The organism is Pseudoalteromonas sp. McH1-42 (assembly GCF_022347845.1).
Classification (GTDB): domain Bacteria; phylum Pseudomonadota; class Gammaproteobacteria; order Enterobacterales; family Alteromonadaceae; genus Pseudoalteromonas; species Pseudoalteromonas rubra_D.
The window spans coordinates 57,951-78,725 of record NZ_JAKRFU010000006.1 but is presented as its reverse complement, the minus strand read 5'-3'; the positions used below and the strand labels follow the sequence as shown (position 1 = coordinate 78,725).

16 protein-coding genes are annotated in these 20,775 nt (G+C 46.3%); 10 read left to right on the top strand and 6 right to left on the bottom strand.

What is annotated here, in order from left to right:
- Positions 1 to 28 precede the first annotated feature (28 nt).
- The 8 genes from MHN31_RS06445 (at position 29) to MHN31_RS06410 (ending at position 9,687) form a co-directional block, all read left to right on the top strand.
- Entirely contained in the window at positions 29 to 772 is a 744-nt protein-coding gene (locus MHN31_RS06445; RefSeq protein ID WP_239443799.1) for a helix-turn-helix transcriptional regulator, read from the top strand.
- Between the two features lie 111 nt (positions 773 to 883).
- The gene (locus MHN31_RS06440; protein WP_239443798.1) at positions 884 to 1,540 is read left to right on the top strand and encodes a LysE family translocator; all 657 of its coding nucleotides are present in this window, start codon (positions 884 to 886) and stop codon (positions 1,538 to 1,540) included.
- 281 nt (positions 1,541 to 1,821) lie between these two features.
- The gene (locus MHN31_RS06435) at positions 1,822 to 2,865 is read left to right on the top strand and encodes a GGDEF domain-containing protein (protein WP_125557704.1); all 1,044 of its coding nucleotides are present in this window, start codon (positions 1,822 to 1,824) and stop codon (positions 2,863 to 2,865) included.
- 308 nt (positions 2,866 to 3,173) lie between these two features.
- Positions 3,174 to 4,235: a hypothetical protein gene (locus tag MHN31_RS06430; protein ID WP_239443797.1), complete on the top strand. Its 1,062-nt coding sequence runs from the start codon at positions 3,174 to 3,176 to the stop codon at positions 4,233 to 4,235.
- An 11-nt stretch (positions 4,236 to 4,246) separates the two neighbouring features.
- Positions 4,247 to 5,296, top strand: a complete 1,050-nt coding sequence (locus tag MHN31_RS06425) for a YxcD family protein (protein WP_239443796.1) — start codon at positions 4,247 to 4,249, stop codon at positions 5,294 to 5,296.
- A 307-nt stretch (positions 5,297 to 5,603) separates the two neighbouring features.
- Positions 5,604 to 6,080, top strand: a complete 477-nt coding sequence (locus tag MHN31_RS06420) for a GNAT family N-acetyltransferase (protein WP_239443795.1) — start codon at positions 5,604 to 5,606, stop codon at positions 6,078 to 6,080.
- A 245-nt stretch (positions 6,081 to 6,325) separates the two neighbouring features.
- The gene (locus tag MHN31_RS06415; RefSeq protein WP_239443794.1) at positions 6,326 to 7,354 is read left to right on the top strand and encodes a cytochrome c peroxidase; all 1,029 of its coding nucleotides are present in this window, start codon (positions 6,326 to 6,328) and stop codon (positions 7,352 to 7,354) included.
- Positions 7,351 to 9,687 (top strand): response regulator, encoded by a 2,337-nt coding sequence (locus MHN31_RS06410; RefSeq protein ID WP_239443793.1) that lies wholly within the window; start codon positions 7,351 to 7,353, stop codon positions 9,685 to 9,687. The genes MHN31_RS06415 and MHN31_RS06410 overlap by 4 nt, the downstream gene beginning before the upstream one ends.
- Before the next feature lie 518 nt (positions 9,688 to 10,205).
- Here the strand turns inward: MHN31_RS06410 and MHN31_RS06405 are convergent.
- The 4 genes from MHN31_RS06405 to MHN31_RS06390 all read right to left on the bottom strand — a co-directional run bounded on the left by MHN31_RS06405 (position 10,206) and on the right by MHN31_RS06390 (position 15,632).
- Positions 10,206 to 13,136, bottom strand: a complete 2,931-nt coding sequence (locus tag MHN31_RS06405; protein ID WP_239443792.1) for a M14 family zinc carboxypeptidase — start codon at positions 13,134 to 13,136, stop codon at positions 10,206 to 10,208.
- Positions 13,137 to 13,380: 244 nt separating this feature from the next.
- Positions 13,381 to 13,698: a DUF2237 domain-containing protein gene (locus MHN31_RS06400; protein WP_239443791.1), complete on the bottom strand. Its 318-nt coding sequence runs from the start codon at positions 13,696 to 13,698 to the stop codon at positions 13,381 to 13,383.
- Between the two features lie 201 nt (positions 13,699 to 13,899).
- The gene (locus MHN31_RS06395; protein ID WP_239443790.1) at positions 13,900 to 14,793 is read right to left on the bottom strand and encodes a DMT family transporter; all 894 of its coding nucleotides are present in this window, start codon (positions 14,791 to 14,793) and stop codon (positions 13,900 to 13,902) included.
- Between the two features lie 224 nt (positions 14,794 to 15,017).
- Positions 15,018 to 15,632, bottom strand: coding sequence for a flavin reductase family protein (locus MHN31_RS06390; RefSeq protein ID WP_125557686.1), 615 nt, complete (start codon positions 15,630 to 15,632; stop codon positions 15,018 to 15,020).
- 104 nt (positions 15,633 to 15,736) lie between these two features.
- On the opposite strand from MHN31_RS06390, the gene MHN31_RS06385 reads away from it, so the two are divergent.
- Together MHN31_RS06385 and MHN31_RS06380 are read left to right on the top strand one after the other, a co-directional pair.
- Positions 15,737 to 16,660 carry a histone deacetylase gene (locus MHN31_RS06385; RefSeq protein ID WP_138539231.1) on the top strand — a complete coding sequence of 308 codons (924 nt, stop codon included), beginning with the start codon at positions 15,737 to 15,739 and terminating at the stop codon, positions 16,658 to 16,660.
- An 80-nt stretch (positions 16,661 to 16,740) separates the two neighbouring features.
- Complete coding sequence (locus tag MHN31_RS06380; RefSeq protein ID WP_239443789.1) at positions 16,741 to 17,187, top strand: hypothetical protein; 447 nt, start codon at positions 16,741 to 16,743, stop codon at positions 17,185 to 17,187.
- 161 nt (positions 17,188 to 17,348) lie between these two features.
- Here the strand turns inward: MHN31_RS06380 and MHN31_RS06375 are convergent, their stop codons facing one another.
- Together MHN31_RS06375 and MHN31_RS06370 are read right to left on the bottom strand one after the other, a co-directional pair.
- A complete protein-coding gene (locus tag MHN31_RS06375; RefSeq protein ID WP_239443788.1) occupies positions 17,349 to 18,332 on the bottom strand; it encodes a LuxR family transcriptional regulator in 984 nt (327 codons plus the stop codon).
- Between the two features lie 302 nt (positions 18,333 to 18,634).
- Positions 18,635 to 20,749 (bottom strand): neutral/alkaline non-lysosomal ceramidase N-terminal domain-containing protein, encoded by a 2,115-nt coding sequence (locus MHN31_RS06370; protein WP_239443787.1) that lies wholly within the window; start codon positions 20,747 to 20,749, stop codon positions 18,635 to 18,637.
- Between the last annotated feature and the right edge of the window lie 26 nt (positions 20,750 to 20,775).

Genomic DNA, 20,775 nt, shown 5'->3' with positions numbered 1-20,775 from the left:
GAGACTGTGAGTATAGGAATGTAATACCTTGAGCCAAATCCCAATGATAACCTCAACGCTCAAACAGCTGTTGAAACAACATAAACTGACCTATAAGGAGGTCGCCAACGCACTGGATATGAGCGAAGCCAATGTTAAACGGGTCTTTGCCAGTGAGCAGTTCAGCTTACAGCGGCTAGAGCAGATCTGTGACCTGATGCAGTTGTCTTTGGCAGACCTTTTTGCGTTGGGAGAACAAAAGCAGTCTCTGATCAGTCAGCTTACCCAGGTTCAGGAGCAGGAGTTGATGGAGAATCCTAAACTGTTTTTAGTGGCTGTGTGCGTACGTGATGGCTGGCAATTTGAAGACATTATCTCTCATTATCAAGTTGATGAACTGGAGTGCATCCGTTTACTGGCACGATTAGATAGCCTGAACATGATCCAGTTGCTTCCCAATAATCGCTATAAATCTCTGGTAGCACAAGACTTTCGTTGGATCCCCGGAGGTCCGCTAGAGCGTTTTATCGAACAGCAGGTGCTGACCAAGTTTTTACAGGGTAATTTCAACAGGCAAGACAGCTTTCGGTTTTATTTACGTGGTAGCTACAGTGATGCGACTATTAGTCTGGTGCGGCGTAGACTGGAGCAGTTGACTAAAGAGGTTGCTCAGCTGAATCAGCAAGATGCTCGTCTGCCTTTGGATAAGAGACAGAGTGTGGGGCTGTTTTTAGCAATGCGTCCATGGCAGTTGGGTTTGTTTAATGACCTCAGGCGCGAAGACGCGCAATAGTGTCGTAGCGTAATGCTCAAAAAACTTCCAACTGTGATTTATTTTATGTCTCTAAATGGGTACACTGAGGCGATGATTTGTGCGTTGAAATGACGTTAGTCGGAAGCTCTGATGATCGATATTACTCTGCTACCTCTGTTTTTTACTACTATTTTCTTTTTGGTTATCAGCCCCGGTCCGGACCTGTTGCTGTTATCCAGCTATTCAGCTACAAAGGGGTTCCGTGCCGGAGCTTTTATCGCACTGGGCATTTTATTGGCGGGTCTGGTACAGACGGCGTTGGTGGCCTTTGGACTTGGTCAGGTGATGCAGACCATGCCATTGGTTGCACTGATTGTAAAACTCATTGGTGCGGCCTATCTGGCCTACCTGGGCGTAAAGATGCTCCTACACTGGTACAAACACCGCCGCATTACCCCTTCTGGGACTAAAACTGCGCCTGCAGATAGTGGCTTAAACGGTGTCGAATTGATCAAGCGAGGATGTTTCAACAACTTGCTCAACCCCAAAGCGATGTTGTTTTCTAGCTTGTTCTTACCTCAATTCACAACAGCCGAGCATGGTTTGACCACGCAGTTAATTGTACTTGGACTGATGCTGAGTCTGTTTGCGTTTGTCATTAATCTCATGTTCGCTGCTGCCTTCAGTAATCTGGCGAAAACTATCGCAACAAGAACCAAAGGGATAAAGCGCTGGGCCGTGCATCTCGATGGCGTACTGGGTACCCTGTTTATTGCGTTATCAGCGCGTCTTGCTCTGAGCAAGTGAAGTTTCATTATATGGTAATAAGCAATAATTAACATTGCATTGAGCACTGATGGTTTTAACTTTTTTATTTATTTCAAAGGTTTGAATAATTTATTTTTGAATTTAGCAAGCGGGAATATTTTATGTTTTGGTCTTGGCTAAGTGAATTTAATTGTAAATGATACGATATGATTGATTAATTTTTTCTAATTATTTAGTATTGCACGCGTTTGGCTCCAAAGGTAGAACAATAAATAAACAATAAAGCATTGCCACTGAACAATGCGACTTGATGGACCTGTATGGAATTTGATACAACACTGACACGCTCCGCGCACTATTTGAAGCAGGCGCTTCCTATTATGATCCGCTATCGGATCCCGCTGACACCACTGAATTATTCAATTTGCTACTGCTATGTTGTGGGTTCACAACCAGAGCTTAATGTGGAGTTGGATCAGATTATTGCCCGTTATCAGGGTTGTCCGCCTCACTTGGCCAGAGAGTTATTTGATAAGTACCTGTCTCAGCATGATTTGGCCTTGTTCCATGAAATTTCTCATTCATTTCAGGGCGCGATAGATCAGGTTCAGAGTGGTATCTGTGAGACTCTGGAATCTTCCCAGGACTTCTCTGCGTTTCTGTCTGAGTGTCATTATGGCCTACACAATCTTAAAAAACGCGGTGCAGAACAAGATCCGAGTGCCTATGATGAAGTGCTGGAATATGTCTCCAGGTTGACCCGTGAAGCAGTTGCAATGCAACAGAATGCATTGGGGTTTCAGAATAAACTGGAAGTGGCTTATGATGAAATTAAGCTACTCAAAGAGGCGCTGTTTGCTTCTCAGCGAGAAGCCAACACAGATAAGCTGACAGGGTTGCTGAACCGTGGCAAATTCGATGAAGATATTGTTAGTTTCTGCACGCACTCGATGAGTAAGCAAAAAGTGTTGATATTCGTTGATATTGACCACTTCAAACGTTTTAACGACGATTTTGGCCACCAAAAAGGCGATGATATTCTCCGAAAGGTGGCAGAAAAGTTGTCTCACCATGCACAAGGTCGTGGCGACGCATACCGCTACGGTGGTGAAGAGTTTTGCCTGACTTTGTCAATCAGTAGTGTCAGCGAAGCGGTTAGTTTTGCCAACATGGTTCGTCATGACATTCGAAAGCTTTCTGTGAAAGATAAAAAAACAGGAGAACCTATTCGACAGATCACGGCGAGTTTTGGTATTGCACTTCACAAAGAAGGTGCGCCTTGGCAGAGCCTGATTGAACTGGCAGACAGGGCGCTCTATCTGGCCAAATCACACGGGCGAGATCGGGTCGAAGTCGCCGGCTAATAGTCGGCGATCGCTTAAATTGTCACTCTTTTCGTTACACACCACGTCTTGAAATTTCTTCCAATACATTATTCTCCAAATTACATACGTTAATAAAAGTTTAATTTATATTCGTTTTGTGGTTGATTTTTGATCATATACTCATTAGCTTATTATTCGCTTTAACTAAAAGGTCAGACGTCAGATGAGTGATGCTTGTATGCAGTTGCGCTCAATGTAATTTCCGCGGTATGGCGTAATACCGGATAACCGAAATCTGAAGACTGGTCACTGAGCACAATGATTTTAATAGGATTTAAGAGGAAATTATGCAGCACAAAATCAAATACTTTCTGCGTTTGTCTTGGCTTTTCTTGCTAGGTTCAGTCGCTTTTAATTCATTTGCAAATGGTTATAAAGTCGTACTTATTCACGGTCTTCAGACTAGCCAGATCACTTCAGGCTATCCAATCGATGTTACCGGTGACGGGGAATCTTACTGGTCAGAGTTTTGGGGCCAACATGCAGATGTGCGTATTGACTGGCCAGCACTGGAGCGTATCGAAGGCAAGATAGCCAGCGATTATGTTTGGCCAAAGCTGAAGCAAATGTCGCAACAGGGAACTTGCCAGCCCGGTTGTATTCTAGTAACTCACTCTACGGGCGATCTGGTTGCGCGCTACCTGTTGGATAATCAGGCAAACTGGCTTGAGAACGCAGGCTTAGCACCGCTTAATATTGTTGCGACCTTTGATATCGCAGGTGCCGGTGGTGGCAGCGAATTGGCCGATTTGGCGGTGAGTGTTGCTCAGGGCACATCAGGTTTGAACCCACTCCTTGAAGCGGCTATCAGAGCTTGGCTAGGGGGCTCAGTTGAAGGTCGTCTGGGTGTACTGAATGACCTGAAGGTCAACAATGCTAGACAAATCGCCGCTCTGCCTGAAGCCAGAACGCCAAGGCTGCGTTTTGTCGCTGATGGAACCTTGTTCCTGGGAGTGACTAAACTCTTCCTGAAAGGGACTGATGATAGTGTCGTCGCGACCCACTCTGCATGTGGTGCCAGTCGTGCGGATGACTTTGGTAGTTGTAGTGCAAGCGTTGCAACTAGCGGAAAGCTGGCGTCGCAAAGTGATGCTGTTAGCGGGTTTATGCCATATCATTACCCTATGCTAATGAGTGATAACTATGACCACTTCTCAGTGATTAATGACCGGGCTGAAGGCAAAGTGACTGCTGCACAAGCGAGCCGTCAGTTGGCTGATGGTCGCACCATCAACTTCAATACCTACGAAGAAGAGACGGGTGCCTGGTTCTGGAAAAGTACTTATCGCTATGTCGAAAACTCAGGAAATAACAGCCTGTCTCGTCTAATGCTTAATGCTATGCAATAAGAGAGGTCAGGATGAAGCCCCGAATGTTCATTATTCTGACGTTTGTGGCAATCGGGCTTGGTTATTGGTGGCTCAGCGGTGACGCTGAGCCCATTCACCATGGCGCAGTTGCTCAAACAATAGACACTGAGGTGCCTAACCATCAGCCAGAACAAGCCACAAAAAGTGCACTTAAAGCAAAGTCAGTGCAACAGTCAGAGCGTCATATTCCGATAGAAATGACTGATGCTGCAAGCAAAGTTGCTCAGCTCTATGAGCAGCAATTACGCCATGCCCCATATTCTCAGCCATTAACGCTGGCAGACAGTGACAGGCTGACACCCAATCATTTTTACCCGGTGACCATTCCGACCCAGGATATTGAAGAGGTACTAACACTCAAAGTCAGTCAATATCGTTTTGTATATCCAGAGCCCATAGAGTTAATGCTGACTGGCAGTGATATATATGGCGCCACAGTGATGGTGAGCGAGGTGGACAGCAATAAGGTGCTGCTAACCCAAAGTCTGCTTGAACAAGAAGGCAGCTATATTGCCAGTATAGCGGGTAAAAAGGACTTTCCCAGAGCATTGCAACTGACCGTGCGGGCACATGTCAGAGGTGATGAGATCCCCGTAGTTGCACAGGTGCAATACATGAAACCCAGTGCTGAGCTACTCAATCTTGAACAGGCTCGGGTGCATGGAAGTGATCTGCTGATCGATGCCAGACTGAATGTGCAGGAAGCCGGGATTTATCGAGTCAGAGCAAATCTTTTTTTAGGGGATCAACCTTTGTCTCATGTGGTTGCCAGAAAGCGCCTGAGTGAAGGTGTGCAGACACTGCCCATGAAGATCCATCAAAGTGTGTTGCCGAACCATGCATCAGGTCTGAAGCTCAAGACTTTTGTGGTAGAGCGGATGTCTGGCTCGCCGCAGGAAAAAGCACGTTTTGGCCGAAGTAAAGTCAGTGAGTTTGCACTGGATGAGGTCGATCTCTCGGATCTTCAAAGACAAGCTTACACGCCTAGTGCACAAGAGCAGCAGAAACTGGCTTTTTTAAAGCAGCTGGGCAAGCAATAGCCGTTACGCTCAATTTGATTAGGGCAAGCGGGGAGACCTATACACCATCTTGCACTTTGCTTGAATTGGCTCCCCGGTATCGAAACCGACATACGCTTCGGCTAAAGGCGCGTGTTATTTTGCTCAATAGATGACGTTTGTTCGTTTTACACTGTGCAGACCAAAGCACCTCACCCCGCTTTTCTTGATTCTCGCGTTGTTGTTCGTTACGGTGTTTGTTCCTATTAGAGATCAAACACTCATCTGGGTTCTTTACAATACACATACTGAACAGTTTTGATTATGTTATAAAAAAATAAGGGCGGATATGATCACCATTAAGAAGCTGAGACCTGCTGACTTTGAAGCGGTTAAATCCATTCAGCTGGCCTCCGAGCAGGTTCGTTTTGCCGGCACGGCGCAAGAATTTCTCGAAGAGATCTGTGAGACCACACACCTCCATGTTATTTATCATCAGGACACTTTGGTTGGCTACTTTAAGCTGGACCTGGCGTATGCCGAAAAGTTTGCTTATTGTCCGCCCGGCGCGCTTGGTATTCGTGCGTTTGTGATTGGTCAGCAGTATCAGGGGAAAGGGTTAGGCAGCGCGGCAATGGTGGCTGTGTTAGGTTACCTAGCGGAACATTATGCACAATTCCGGTGGTTATATCTGGGTGTTAATTGTCAAAATCCGGGGGCATATGCTTGCTATAAGAAAGCCGGGCTAACCGAGTGCGAAGACAAATATTTGGGTGGTCCTGCTGGCCCTCAGTACATAATGTACAGTGAAATTAAGCAAAACTAACCGATCAGGAGAAAGTCGGGAGAGGGAAAACGCTAATTCTAATCTTAGCTTTTTAATCACAGCGTCAGTGTTAATGGCTCATGATGAACGAGCTAATCCGACTGAGAATATTCAAGACAGTGACCAGGCAATTGGTCCCGGTTGCATTCGTCTAATCCTGGTAGCCATGGGGGGTTTTTTGATTTATGTGTCTATACTTACCCTCATAATTGAGAGCAAACAAGCTCACCAGGGATGTTATTTGTATGGGTATCAAGTATGTGGTGGCGGTATTTAGCGCGCTGGCAATGGTATTTTTAACGCTTGCGTTGCAGTTTTATTTTTTTAAAGATAATCGCCGTCACCAGCCAGTTATTAATAACAGCGCAGACTTAGTCACTTATTCCAGCCAATGGGTAGATGCCGCCATTCAACCCTTGCCACGCCTGGAATACTATGATGTTGGCTGGGTTCAGCTTGGCAAAGCCTTGTTTAAAAGCCCATTGCTTTCGGCGGACAACACAACATCCTGTGCTTCTTGTCATGACCTCTATAATGGCGGCGATGACGGTTTTCCCGTCTCTGTTGGTATAAATCAGCAGCTGGGGAGTCGCAATGCCCCGAGTGTAATTAATGCGGTCTTTAACTTCAGGCAATTCTGGGATGGGCGTAGTCCCGACCTGACCAGTCAGTTGCCGTTACCCATCCATAACCCGTTAGAGATGGCCAGCAATTGGTCACAAGTGATAGGCAAACTCAATCAACAGCCGCACTTTGTTAACAGCTTCGAAGCTTTGTCCGAAGACGGGATCACCCCTGAGAATATCACCAAGGCCATAGTCGCCTTCCAGAAGTCACTGGTATCCGAAAATACGCCCATTGACGCTTACCTGTTAGGTAATGAAAAGGCGTTAACGGTGCAACAGCAGCGCGGATATCGAAAGTTTGTTGAACTAGGCTGTGTGACCTGCCATCAGGGGCGTAATATCGGAGGCAATATCTATCAGAAAATGGGTCGCCTGGATCGTATGCCCAAAGCATTACTCAATGACGCTGGGCGGTATAAGTTAACCCGTAACGAGCAAGATAAGTTTGTCTTTAAAGTCCCAAGTTTACGGAATGTAGCAAATACAGGACCGTATTTTCACAATGGTTCTGTGGGGCAATTGTCGGATGCGATCCGGATAATGGCGAGCGGACAGCTAGGGTTAGAACTCAGTGATGAGGATGTCTCTGATCTGGAAGCGCTGCTACATGCCTTTTCAGGCGAACTGCCGAGGTCATTAAAAGAATGAAATACCTTATTGAAGGAGCAATACTTGGATTGATTTGGTGGATTGGCGCGCAAGCCATCACGCAATATTATCAGCTCCAAGATACTCAGGTTACTATGGCACTGAAAGCGCGTCTCAACAGGGCGACAACCGAGCTGTCGCTCGAAACCTTGTCCGCAATGGATAGCAATATTTATCATTTCGACAGGCATGCACAAAAGCAGCTGGAGTTTGAAAGTGTATATAATGAACTGCTTGCCCGAGATTTGTTGAGCGACGAAATGAGTCTGGCTGTAGCGCACTTTCATGACGCCGTTGACACATACATGCAGTTGGCTTCTATGCTCAAAACTTCTTACCGTTACATTGCAAAGCAGGAGCTGGAAAAAGATGCTTACTCAGCGCAAGCTCAGTTAGCAGTCAGTAAAAGTGCGGCATTGGTGTCTAATTTGCAGGTGACCAATTCACATACTGTTTTTGAAATGGTACGTCAGCAGTTAATGCGCTCCATGACATCACTCGAACAGTTTGAACAGGAAAGCCGCAGCTTCAGGGTAATGCGATTACACATAGATTTTATACTCGAGAATGCATTGCCTGCTTCAAACCTACTGGTACCGATACAAAACAGTACGCTATCAACGGCCATTTTGAGAGAGACGCAGCAACTTAGCGAACAGATCGACGTCGATTACTGGCAGATGACAAGGTCTATCCTCTTCCTGCTTCTATTGGTCTTTCTTCTTATTATTGTCGTGTTGTTGCGACTAATGAGCGATCTGAAGCGAGCCAATGCGCAAGCAAACCTGGCTGCCGAAACTAAGTCTTTGTTTTTATCTAATATGTCACATGAGATAAGAACGCCCATGAATGGTATCATGGGTCTGACTGATATCCTGCTTGCTACAGAGCTCACCTCAGTACAAAGAAATTACCTTGAGAAAGTGCGCTTTTCGGCAAATGCATTGACGACCATCATTAACGATATTCTCGACTTTTCAAAAATTGAATCTAAGAAGCTTAATATCGAGCAAACACCTTTTCAGTTTGAGGAATTGCTCGATAACTTGAGATCTTTGATCACGCCCATCGCCAATACCAAAGGGGTCAAGCTGATTTTCGATATTGACCCTTTGCTCAGTGACTGGTACATCGGCGATCCCGTCCGAATAAATCAGATTATGCTTAACTTCACGTCGAATGCTGCGAAGTTCACGGAATCTGGTTCGATTACGCTCGCTGTGCATCGGGAGGCTAAAACTGCATCGAGTGACTGGGTAGAGATTTCAGTGACCGATACCGGGATAGGGATAGAGCAGGATAAAGTTGAACAGCTGTTTGAGCGTTTTACACAAGCTGAAGCGTCCACGACTCGTCGCTATGGGGGCACCGGACTGGGGCTGACAATTTGTAAATTACTGACAGAGCTAATGGAGGGTCATATCGCGGTAGTCAGTGAAGTCGGCCAGGGATCTACGTTTAGCGTTCGTTTGCCTCTGAACACAGTCAGTAAGGCATCTTTATCCGAGCAGGAAATCTCGACAGCCAGTATCACTGGCACAATATTAATTGTGGAGGATGACCCAATTTACATGGAGGTCAGTGATAACATTGCCTCGTCAGTGGGACTGACGGTGTCGCGTGCGCAAAACGGACGACAAGCCGAGGCAATGTTATCCGCGAATACTTTTGACATGTTACTGCTTGATTGGGTATTGCCTGACTGTGAGGCCAATGGGTTGTTAGAGAGACTAGAAACCTTAGCGGTGTTACCTGCAAAAGTTGTCATTTACACGGCGCATACAGAGCAAAGTATTGCGCCAAAAGTGAACTACCCGATACTTTATAAACCATTACTAAAAAAAGACCTGATCAGTCTTTTTGTTAAAGATACGCCTGGTCAAATTGCTGCAAAGCACAACCCTGAGCAATCAGACCAGGTAGAAGAACCTGTCAGCGCAGCTGGCGCGTTTCGGGTACTACTCGTTGAAGACAATGAGATTAATCGCATAGTGGCGACCAAGCTATTAGATCGTTTTGAACTAGATATTGTGATTGCAGAAAACGGTCAACAGGCGGTTGATGTAATCAAGTCGTGTGATGGTGCATTTGACCTTGTCTTAATGGATATTCAGATGCCGGTGATGGATGGTATGGAAGCCACCCGTATCCTCCGTGAAACTTATGATAAAGAGCGACTGACGATCATCGCGTTAACTGCTAACGTCATGCAAAGCGAGGTAGATAAATACCTGAGCATAGGCATGAATGCGCATCTCGGAAAGCCGTTTAAAATTGATGAGCTGGATAAAATACTGAATGAATATTTGTTTTTTAGCAAAGCCTTACCTTAGTACTTTTGTATAGGCCAGAACCGCTATAAGTGAAATGGACGACCGGTGGCAACGTGAATTAAAAAGAGGTAGCTATCATGAAAAGCGTATTGTTTATTTTGCTTGTTGTATTTTCCTGCTAGGTGTTGTCAGCAGGCCGGCTTGTTTCAAATGCCAATGTGACGTCATTAAAAGTGTATGAAACAAATGATGACTCAGTGAATGTCTGGATGGTTATAAATGAGAGTGGCCGAATTGGCCCCAACCCCGATAATCCGGTGGTAACTTGTGAGCTGTGGACCAAGAGTTCGTCCGTTCATGGAGCGGCATTAGCTGCATTAATGAGCAAAAAAAGGTCAATATCTGGTACGTTGACCGAGGTGATAAATCACACTGGTGTAAGGTCAAATTGTTAGAAGTACTCGATAACTGAAGTAGAGCCAATTTCCCTATTACAGATGCTTTCGTTGAATCGCACTAAAGCCCTGCAAGCTAAGTGTTGCAGGGCTGTTGGCTTCAATATGCGTCAAGTAAGGTCATTAAAGACTTTTGATTGGCTGATGAGTACCCAAGCCAGATCCATATACAATCGCATTCAATAATAACCGGTTGGTGGCGAGTGTAGAGCCTCTAAATGCAGGCTGGCCTGAGAACAATATAACCTGTCCTCTACCCAGTCGCTCTCGTGTCAAGTAAGCTGAATTCGCGATTCGTTTGCTTGCTTCTGGCCATAACAGGCCACTCATACGCAGCGTCAGAGTTTGTTTGTCAGGTAACGTTGCCCAGTTTATTGTGCGGTTAAGTGGTTTACCTGCTGCACTTTTCATTCGTTTTTTCCATTCTTTGTCGTCCATTTCCTGGTATGCACCGAACCTTACTGGCGCCTGCACACCTTCTTTGGCCATCAAAACCGGGTTTTGGGCAGTCAAAACCGGAATCACTTTCGGGGCACCAAAAGTTAACCAATGTTTTTGGTCGGTACGAGCGGCAACCAGAGCACCTGCTGGCATAAATTGCGCAAGCCAGTCATCTTGCTTTTTCAGTTGCTTCTCGCTTGGTGTTTTTGACTCGCTGTTCCAGGGGTAGTTGACTGACTCAGAAGCATTGTATTGCCAGGCCAGGCTCACCTCAGGGTAACCTTGTTTTTGCGCCAACCACTCTTTTTGTAAGGCAACGTCATATCTGGCTATGTCTTTGAAGGTATCCTGAATTTGCCTTACCCGACTGAATTGAGCATCTTTATCTACAAACGGGGCTACTGAGCCATCTATGGCAATGAGTGTGCCACCGTTTTGTGTCCATGTTTTTAATGCTGATAGCTCACTTTGACCCAACCGGTTGTACCAGGTTGTTGGCACGATGAACGTGTTGTAGCGTCTCAGGTCTGTGATATTAAAGCGATTTGAGTCTATATGAGAATGACGGATCCCAAGATTATTGTCGATACTATGCCAAATTGCACCAAAATCTAATGAGCTGATGCCAGGGCCGCCAAGAATGGCGATTTTTGGTTGATTCAGTACCTTAAAGTGCTCACCACCAAAATCAGGCAAGTCGCCTTTACCCATACCGCCTGCTACCGCATGCGCAGTGACAGCCATTTCCTGTGCTGTTTTCTCGATTACCGCATCTAAGTCACCGGCAAAGAACTCATTGTCGTAGCGTGAGACAACAATGGTGCCCCGGCTCATATTTACCCCATCCAGGGCCGTTTCTTTGTCAAGGATACGTGTTGTAATCCCTCGTTCCATTAAGCGAGCTGCAAAGCCTACCGAAGCATCATTAGTGCCATTGACCACATAGCCAATGGAATTCGCTTTTTTAATCATTGCCGGACGTTTTTCAGGGGCAGAGTAAGGGCGAATGTTATCATTGATATCGCTTGGAATGGCCAGGGCTTCAACACCGTGCATCATGGTGATGTTCCATGCAGTGGCGTCATACATTAAGCTGGAACCATCACGCAGTACGCGTTGACGCTCCTCAATTAGCACACTGTCGTCTATCTTGGTATCAAATTCCAGCATAGTGGAGACAAGCCGCCCCTGAGCCTGGCGATTGCGAATGATCAATGTGCCTGTGGGGAGCATTTGTGAGACGGAATTACCAAGCTGATTAGTGGCATTTTTAACAGCAATAGGCTGCGTGGTATGATGCATCTCAAAGCCTTGCAACTGCATTAAATCAACAAACTTGGCCATACGCTGGTGGTTCTCAGACGGTAAAATGGCAAATGTTCTATCAGCATATGGGCTGTTTTTTGAAATGAGCTTACGTTTGTCGCTCACAAAGTCGCGATAGATGTCTTTAGAGTGCTTAATGAGTGTTTTTACGTTAACCAGGCTACTGACAAGCTGTTTATTAACTCCTTCAGCATAACTTACAATACGGCCATTTGGTTGCATGACACCATCTTCTTTGATGCGCGCTTGTTCGTACAGAATGTGAATAGTGCCTCGGAATGCGGCATAACTTGAATAACCCGGGTAAAGGTTTTCTAACCATTCACCTGTGTAGTATGGCCAGTTTTGATCATCAAAAGCTTGAGCCTGATCTTGCGCAAAAATCCCACCCCATTTCCTGCCTGATACAGACAAGTTTTTGTTTACAGGCTCTCGCGCCAAACCAAATAAATAAGAGTCCATTGGGCCCATTTCGTGCGCATCAATCATTAATTGCGGATTCCATTCATTGATTGATTTAACAATACCGCGCGTTTCAGGGTGAACGCCCAAGATAAAGTCACGGTTTAAGTCAAACAAGTAATGGTTACTACGGCCAGCTCTCCATGCGTCGGTATGCAATGTCGATTGGGTGTCCACGTTGGGGGCAACCCCCCGACGTTGCTGAAGCTCCTGCGTAAAGCGCGCACGACCGTCAGGGTTCATAAGAGGGTCGACAATGATGACGCTTTTTTCAAGCATATCTTGAATGTCTTTTTCTTGTGATGCTATTAATTGGTAGATCGCCGCAAGTCCTGCATCACTGCCTGACCCCTCATTGCCATGAATAGTATAGGCAAGCCAGGCGACGGCTGGCAGTCTGTTTATAATGCGCTTTTCTTCACTCTTTGAGAGGTTTTTTGGGTTTGCTAACTTACCGATATCCGACTTGATCCGAGCGGTGTTTTTTAGGTTTTCTGGAGATGAAATAACCACATAGTGTAAGGGCCTGCCTGCGTGAGAGCGTGCATATTCTACAACTTGCATTTTATCACTGACCTGTTGCCACTGTTTTAGTGCGTCGGTAATTTGTGCTGGTGTTGCCGCTTTTTGACCAACAGGAAAGCCCAGAATACTCTCTGGGGTGGGAATACTGGCGTCTAGTTGGCCATTAATGAGCGCTTTTTGGTAAGCAAGGCCTTGTAATTCAGTGGGGGTCAGTTTTATTTGCGCGGTTGCTTGACTACTGATGGTCAGCGTACCTGCAAGTGCAATGGACAATACTTGAGAGTGAAATCGCATTGGCATGAGGGTTCCTTATTGTTTTTGTTGATATGTTATGTTGTAACATTTTGTGGTTGAGAATAATTGTTTAGTGAGCTTGGTTTTATTGCGTGTTAACGCTTTTTCTAAGTTAAAAGTAAGGGAATTATAAAGTCAGGGGCTGGCAGCTGTAGCTCTCTAGTACAGAGTATAATACTCTGACTAGAGAGGGTTTCTTTAGCCAGTTGTTTTATTGTTGATGTGCTTTGAGAACCTCTAAAGAGATGAGTTACAACGCATTTTCGTGCGTTGCTTCAAGGTTGACAGGTGGTGCCACCCCGGCTTCATAGGCTTCTTTCCATCTCAGCGCGCATAAACACCAACCATCTCCGGGTTTTAAGCCTGGAAAATGATATTCCGGATGTGGCGTGGTTAAATCGTTGCCTCTGGATTGGGTAAAAGTCAAAAAAGCCTCTGTGACTGTTGCACAAATTACGTGAGTACCAATATCCATATGGTTGGTATTGCAAAATCCATCCCTTAAAAAACCGGTCAATGGGTCTGTGCAGCAAGACTGCAACTCTCCACCCAATACATTTTTAGCCATGTGTAACTTCCATTCTTTATACAGTTAGGGCTTTGTACGTATGTGCTCGATGCGGGGTTTACTGTATTCCCATAATTTAGACAAAGCTCAGAAAGCGCCAGAGAATCGCCCGGCGATAAACTTGTCCGGGCTTTGTATAATCAAAATATTCAGTCATAGATAGGGATGTTCAGGTCATATTATTCAGCGGTCGTGAGCGAGTCAGGCCCCCTGTAATAACAAAAATACGCCAAACAGTGCAATGACACCGCCGCATAACATCGCTCTGGTGATGGTTTCTTTTCGGATCAAGCCCAGAGTCATCACCATGAGTGGCGCTGTGGCAAAAATGGTTTGTGCAATTGCCGGGTCTGTGTGGTTGACAGATAGGAGTTGTAACCACAAACCAATGAAAGTGCCAAAAAAGACAGCAACAAATAACCAGCGTTTACCCGACAATTGCCTCAATGTCAGTGCCTGGTTTAGGCTTTGTGACTTTAAACAGGCGACCAGACAAGCAACAAACAAGGTGCCAGATGAAAGACGGATTAATGCAGCCCATAAGCTACTGATGGTTTCACTATTTAACGCGCCTTTAGAGAGCACCATGCCGGCGGCCTGGCAGGTTGCGGCAGTGAGCGCAAACGCGATGCCAAGCAGATAGTGTTTTTTATCTGAGATAGGTTGAGCTTTGGTAGGTCTAATCGCAACAATGACACCACAGGTTGTTATCAGAATACCAAGCCAGGCAAGCGGACTAAGATAGACACCCAGGATCAGGATATTTAGGATGCCAGCAATAGCTGGTGCAAGGCTTTCTACGACCAAAGTGCGTGCAGGGCCAATATTTCTGAGCGCAGCGAAATAGACGCTGTCTCCAATGGCAATACCTAAAACGCCACTGGCAATCAGCCAAGCCCAGCTGGATGGTAATACAGGATATGCAGTATCTTGCACAATAAGCATGCATAATACCATTAGGGCAGCAGCGATCACGCCTTTGCTGACATTGAGTTCAAATGGACTAAGATGGTGACTAAAGCGCTTATATATCAGTGTTGAAAACGCCCAAACAAATGCGGCGCTGATGGCAGCTATTTCACCTATTCCAATCATTTTCTTGTTCTTCTTGTGAGTTTTTGGCGGCCAGTATACCGAAACCGTGTGAAAGGGGAATCATGGTGTGTGAACTCGGTTTGAACTTATTGCTCTGAGCAATGGCAAATACCATTCTGAAATACAGAGGGTTATTGTGAGTGAGCACTTCACCAAAAGAGCTTGAGATGTGAGGGCTCAAGCGTACATCGAAAGAAAATGAGCCCTGGTTTCATTACCGAGCTTTAAGCCGGTCTGACTTTCGCAAATGGGGCTGTGATCCCTGAGTACTCCCCACCACCCAGACGTGCCAGTGGGGCGGCTTTATCGGCCAATACTTTAATGCGTTGTTTGTGGTCCAGCTCAGTCACTTTGTCGCTCAGGTACAAACTGATGATTTTCACAAACACCAGATTTTGCGGAGTATCACCGATTTCCTGAATTTCATACAACTCACAGCCATAGGCGATATCACAATGTGCGATACGTGGCATCTCAAAGCCTGTGAATTCAGCGAGCTTTATATCGTTGGCTGTCACCTCTGATTCGCCATGCGGCAGCGTTGCTGCCGTTTGAGTTACCAGCTCAGCGTCATGCTCTGAGGCAATGTGTATCACACATCTACGTGTTGATTTGACGTTTTTTACTGTGTCTTTAATTTCCCCTGTCGGTTTTTTACCAGCTGAGAACATCAGTAAAGGGGGCGCACTGGATACCGCTGTAAAGTAAGAGAAGGGGGCCAGATTGTAGTTTTGGTCGTCGGACTCTGTTAGAACCCAGGCGATGGGCCTTGGGATCACGGTTTGAGTCATAAGGTGATATATCTGGGTTGGTGAAAAATCGGCAAAGTTCAGTTCCATAAGGCAAAATACGCAAAGTTTAGGTGATGATATGTTGCCATACTAACCACAAGGTGGAAAGATGCGCTACACTCTCGCCATCCTCGTTATATGTTGTTTTGGATATGTATATAAACCGCCAATCACTCAATACCAGCCTGCCGCTGGTGTATCACCCCAACTATTCATTCAGTTTCGATCCTAATCACCGCTTTGTGATGAGTAAGTTCGCTAATCTCTATCAGCAGGTGAGGGCAATGGGGTTGATTGGCGACAATGTATATCAGCCTGAGCTGGGGTCACCGGAGCCACTGGAAGCGGTGCACTGTGATACTTACTTATGGGATCTGTGGCGTAATCAACTTGATGCTAAATCGATGCGTCGTATCGGCCTGCCTTGGTCAGAGCAGCTCATGGCACGGACCTTTACCGCTCCGCTTGGCACACTCAAAACTGCAGAGCTGGCGCTGCAAAACGGTGTAGCCTGTCACCTGGCTGGTGGCACACACCATGCTCACTACGATTTTGGCTCAGGTTATTGTATGGTCAATGATTTAGTCTTTACTTCTACAACCCTGATAGAGCAAGGTAAAGTAAACAATGTGCTGATCTTTGATCTGGATGTCCATCAGGGCGATGGCACCGCAGCCATGCTTAAACATAACCCTTATGTGTTTACCTGCTCTATTCACTGCGAAAAAAACTTTCCGTTTCGAAAACACAACAGTGATCTGGATATTGGTCTGGCGAACAATTTGAAAGACGCGGACTACTTGCATATCGTAGAAGACACCCTGACAGGCTTGCTCGAAGACGTTAATCCAGATTTGGTATTGTATGACGCTGGGGTGGATATCTGGGAGCACGACGGTCTGGGTAAGCTGGATATCAGTTGGCGGGGTTTGGAGCAGCGCGATGCTCTGGTGCTCAAGACCTGCCAGCAAGCTGGTATTCCGGTGGCCACGGTGATTGGTGGCGGCTACGACAAAGATCACCTGCGCCTGGCCCAGCGCCACGCTATTGTGGTGGAGCAAGCGGCGTTGCTTTAAACTCATGCATATGAACTTAAGGCTCAATTGCAAAAAGAATTGGTTTGCACTCGTTAGCAGATAGTAATAAAAGGAATAATATGAAATATATTTTGGTAATTATCTTACTTGTGATTTCAATGCAAGGTGCTGCACAAACTGAAAACAGGCAGTCATCGCTAGTATGTATGCAGTTGATCCAAATAACAGACTCTGCATTTTCACACAAAAGCCAGGGGAAAACCAAACAACAAATGCTGGCTCCCTTACCATCAAAAGAAGTGTTAGCAGGTTATCCAAAGAGTATGTCTGCACAGCGGCTATTGGGTGAGCAAATGTTCGAGGTGATTGCGGACATTTATTCTCATGAAGCGCTGCCTAAAGTGGCATATTCAGCTTACCGCGCAGAGAGTTGTCATCGCAGCGCTACCGGTCAGCCTGTCATTAGAGATTTTGCAAAGGTAACCGCTCAGCTATTACAGTGTGGCAGTTTAGAAAGAGATGCGCAGTACAAATGTGGGTTTGAGCTTGCAAAGCCAGTGCTTTAATTAAAACACCCCTTTGTCATCCCGGTCGCTTGCGACCCGGGAGCTGCTTAACACCACTCGGCTCCCTAACCGGGAAGATTTAATAAAGTGCGATAAGTGTACGGTGCCCTTATATCTATCGACTAGCGTCAACACCCGCTCAGCCTCGGACTCTATCTCACTCACCCTGAGCGCTGGCTATCTACCAGTTGTGCCAGTTCACTGCGGCTGTTTATCCCTATCTTGTCGTAAATACGGTACAGGTGATTGGACACGGTTGAAGGAGCCACATTTAGCTGCTTGGCAACTTCTTTAAAAGTCAGGCCCTTACATACCCATTCAACAATTTGGCTTTCGCGCTGGCTCAGGGTGTCGAGCGGACCGGGCAGTCTGAGCGTGACCATAAACAGCTCACCAAGCGCGCGAAACGAAACTGCCAGATTATTAATCTCCATGGTGGTTTGGTCTGTACCTATCGCAAAGGGCAGAGTCACCCCGGTGCGATTGGGAAAATACTCATTCAATAACGCGACAAAGCGCGGTTGCACCTGGTGGAAACACCCGTTACTGTCGCAAATAGCAGATGTAGCTTGATCCTGGGTTTGTTGCAGCGCACTGCCAACTCGCAAGTGCAGGAAAAAGGCGTGAGAGACGGCGTTGACCAGGTGAAATACCAGTCGCTCCTGCAACTGGCGCTCTTGCTCGGTAAAAACATGTTGGCGGTCGAAGCGATATAAACTGATCAGTGAATACAGGCCATTGTCCTGGTCAAAATGACCCGCAGCCAAAATGCGTTCAATGCCATAGGGCTTAAACAGTTTTTGATATAACTCTGACTGGTAAAAGGCATCATCTGCGATGACATCCTGCATATTGACCGGTTTGCCGAGGTTATTAATTACCGCCTCTTTTATCGGATTAATGGCTAATGTTTGTTGCAAATGGTGGGCATATTGCTCGTCTAAACCAAGATGACAAACATAATGAAAGTGAATATCCGCGCTGTTGCCGCTGCCCCAGAACGTGGCGTCAAAGTCGATGACCCGGGATAGTTGCTCTAAAGCCCATACGCGGTATTCATTGGGTGGTATGCGTGCGGCTTCACGGTAAAGTGTGCTGATGAAAGCTTCTGTGCTTTTTTCTGTGTTGGTTTTTTGTGTTGTCATAGTGGTTTTTAGTCATTTGGATTAAGCATTGAGGTGTGACTGTTTTGCGTCAGGTTTTTCCAAATAGAGTAAATATTCAAGTTTTTTAATTGATGATAGAGGGAATAAGAAATTTTGTATATCCGATGTTGTCATGAATTAACGATGTAAAACTGGGTGAGTTCAGGTTGGGTATACTCGCGTATGGAGCGAGGATGCTAGGAAAGTCAGATCAGGTGGGTGTTTTGATGAAGGTTATTGAATTTGACAAAAGCGCCGGTTTGCAAAGGGCCATGTAAAACATGGCCGGGCAATAAACAAAATTAGTTCACTGTAAATGAGCGGCTCTGGCCTGAGTAACTGCGTATCTTGCCGCCCCAACCGCTTTTCCAGTGACCTGTGTGCTTGATACGGTAGGTACCTCTGGGCATATCCGGATTGATAGTCCATTCCAGCTGAGCAAATGAGCAGGCCATACAGTCAGCAGCGGTATCGCGGATCCAGGTGAACTTAGTGCTCAGGTCATTATCAGTTAAGACAGTTGACCAGCCACCGTTTTCATATCGCTGCACCTCCATAAAACTCGACATCGTTTTAAAGTTATTCTGAGGATGGCCAGAGCGAAACTTCACCTTAACCGTATTACCACGCACGTAACTGCTGTTGGCATCGCTCCAGGTTTGCCCAAAGGACTCCCACAACCGCTTATCATCATAAACTACACCAATGGCATAAACTTTTTGTTTATTTGACCAGTCCAGCGGGCTTGGGCCGGTGTTGAGGTTATCGTCATGTACCAGAGCATTGGCAAGGCCGCTAAAGATTTGCCGATAGGCCGCCAGGCTATACTGACCAAACAGGGTATGTGCACCTTCGTAATACTGGATCTGATATTCCTCTTTGGTTGTGATATACCCGCCATAAGCATTCGCCAGCCCGGCAAAAACTACAGTGGTGATGCCACGAGGGGCAAGTGCTGCCTGTAAATCACTGCGCAGGCGGCGTGCTGCCATGGTGGTCATTTCGCCCGGAATCCCCACGAGTGCCATATTACCAATCTGAAAGAGCTGGAAGGGTAGGGTATCTGTATACAGGTGTGCGCCGGAGCCCAGTTGTGTGGGCAAAAAGGTGGGTTTAGGATACTGACATGCCTCATGGGCTTTGCTGCCCAGCACGTTTTTATCAAATCCGAGCAGGCCAGCAAAATCATTAATGAACTTAAACGCACCGCCCACAGCACCTATTACTGTACCACGATCCCAGCTCGCTCCTTCATTGTCTTGTGTCATGCCTTCAAATACACCCGACTGGCCAGACGGGCCGTCATAGGTTGCTCCGGCTGTCATTGAAAATCCAATGGCACCCTCACATAGTCGTTGATTGCCATTTCCAGTGTACTGACCCAAAACGTTTAACCCTGGCAGTTTTACGTACTGAAAACGTACATCCAATGCGCCACTGAGTGCGTCTGTTGCATTGTTATAAAGGCTCAGCGCTTTGTTGTATTGCTTGTTTGCTGATAGCGCGACGTTTGCCTCATTGTTACCTTTGCCTGCACAGCCATCTTCCGGTCCACATACATTGGGCGAAACATCCCCTTCTTCGCTGTTTGCGAAGGCAGCGACAAACTGACCCGACAGTGGCCAGTTCGCCCCTTTGTGCTTTTCAAACAGCTGGGCAGCAACCCCTTTGTTGTCTCCGGTAATAAGTCGCTGATTCTGATTGCTCGATACATTATGTACACCAAACCAGTTGATCATACCAATTTCCTGGCCATTGCTTTTCACCAGTTTTAGCAAGGTCATGGTTTCATTTATCTGAGTGTCATAGTCATCGGCATCCGGGTTTTGGTTATATGCAGTCAAATTGCGGTTAACGGCCGCGCCAGATAATTCTCCCTGATTAATGTGAATACTGCCCAAGCCTCTGTTTAGATAGGCGTTACGGATGGACAGATATATGCCGTTGACTATGGTGTTATAATTATCTTCGTCATAACCCAGCGCACTCATATTAAGCATGATGTTGTGATCATAACCACCCGGGCCAACATGAACATGAGTTGCGCTGAGCATCACATTGTTTTGGTTAAAAAAAGGTGCTATCAGCGGGTCACCGGCAATTTTTTTGAGCACGCCCTGGTGCACACCCTGGGTAATGCTTTGCAGATCTGCACTGACGAAGGTGACAAGTTGGTTTGAGTTTGGTTTACCAATCACAAATGCACGGGACCAAAGGCGTGTGTGTATCCCTTTGGTGGTCTGCCCAACATCGCCATATCCTACCATGCCCCGATCGGCGGCCGGGCCGGTAATATCATAGATCCCCGAGCCAATGATCCAGTCACTATTTGCTTTTATGCCCAGGCTAACAAGTAGTAGCGCTAAGCCACTGAATTTGATCAGCCAGGCTTTATATCTTGCGTGTAAAGTAGTCATACTAATCCCCCAGCCATACCAAGCAG

Excerpts from the sequence above, each read along its gene's own strand:
- MHN31_RS06390 (WP_125557686.1), bottom strand. The coding sequence starts at position 15,632 with ATGGAACTGAACTTTGCCGATTTTTCACCAACCCAGATATATCACCTT.
- MHN31_RS06400 (WP_239443791.1), bottom strand. The coding sequence starts at position 13,698 with ATGGCTAAAAATGTATTGGGTGGAGAGTTGCAGTCTTGCTGCACAGAC.
- MHN31_RS06435 (WP_125557704.1), top strand. The coding sequence starts at position 1,822 with ATGGAATTTGATACAACACTGACACGCTCCGCGCACTATTTGAAGCAG.
- MHN31_RS06405 (WP_239443792.1), bottom strand. The coding sequence starts at position 13,136 with ATGCCAATGCGATTTCACTCTCAAGTATTGTCCATTGCACTTGCAGGT.
- MHN31_RS06375 (WP_239443788.1), bottom strand. The coding sequence starts at position 18,332 with ATGACAACACAAAAAACCAACACAGAAAAAAGCACAGAAGCTTTCATC.
- MHN31_RS06395 (WP_239443790.1), bottom strand. The coding sequence starts at position 14,793 with ATGATTGGAATAGGTGAAATAGCTGCCATCAGCGCCGCATTTGTTTGG.
- MHN31_RS06440 (WP_239443798.1), top strand. The coding sequence starts at position 884 with ATGATCGATATTACTCTGCTACCTCTGTTTTTTACTACTATTTTCTTT.
- MHN31_RS06370 (WP_239443787.1), bottom strand. The coding sequence starts at position 20,749 with ATGACTACTTTACACGCAAGATATAAAGCCTGGCTGATCAAATTCAGT.
- MHN31_RS06425 (WP_239443796.1), top strand. The coding sequence starts at position 4,247 with ATGAAGCCCCGAATGTTCATTATTCTGACGTTTGTGGCAATCGGGCTT.
- MHN31_RS06410 (WP_239443793.1), top strand. The coding sequence starts at position 7,351 with ATGAAATACCTTATTGAAGGAGCAATACTTGGATTGATTTGGTGGATT.
- MHN31_RS06380 (WP_239443789.1), top strand. The coding sequence starts at position 16,741 with ATGAAATATATTTTGGTAATTATCTTACTTGTGATTTCAATGCAAGGT.
- MHN31_RS06420 (WP_239443795.1), top strand. The coding sequence starts at position 5,604 with ATGATCACCATTAAGAAGCTGAGACCTGCTGACTTTGAAGCGGTTAAA.
- MHN31_RS06430 (WP_239443797.1), top strand. The coding sequence starts at position 3,174 with ATGCAGCACAAAATCAAATACTTTCTGCGTTTGTCTTGGCTTTTCTTG.
- MHN31_RS06415 (WP_239443794.1), top strand. The coding sequence starts at position 6,326 with ATGGGTATCAAGTATGTGGTGGCGGTATTTAGCGCGCTGGCAATGGTA.
- MHN31_RS06385 (WP_138539231.1), top strand. The coding sequence starts at position 15,737 with ATGTATATAAACCGCCAATCACTCAATACCAGCCTGCCGCTGGTGTAT.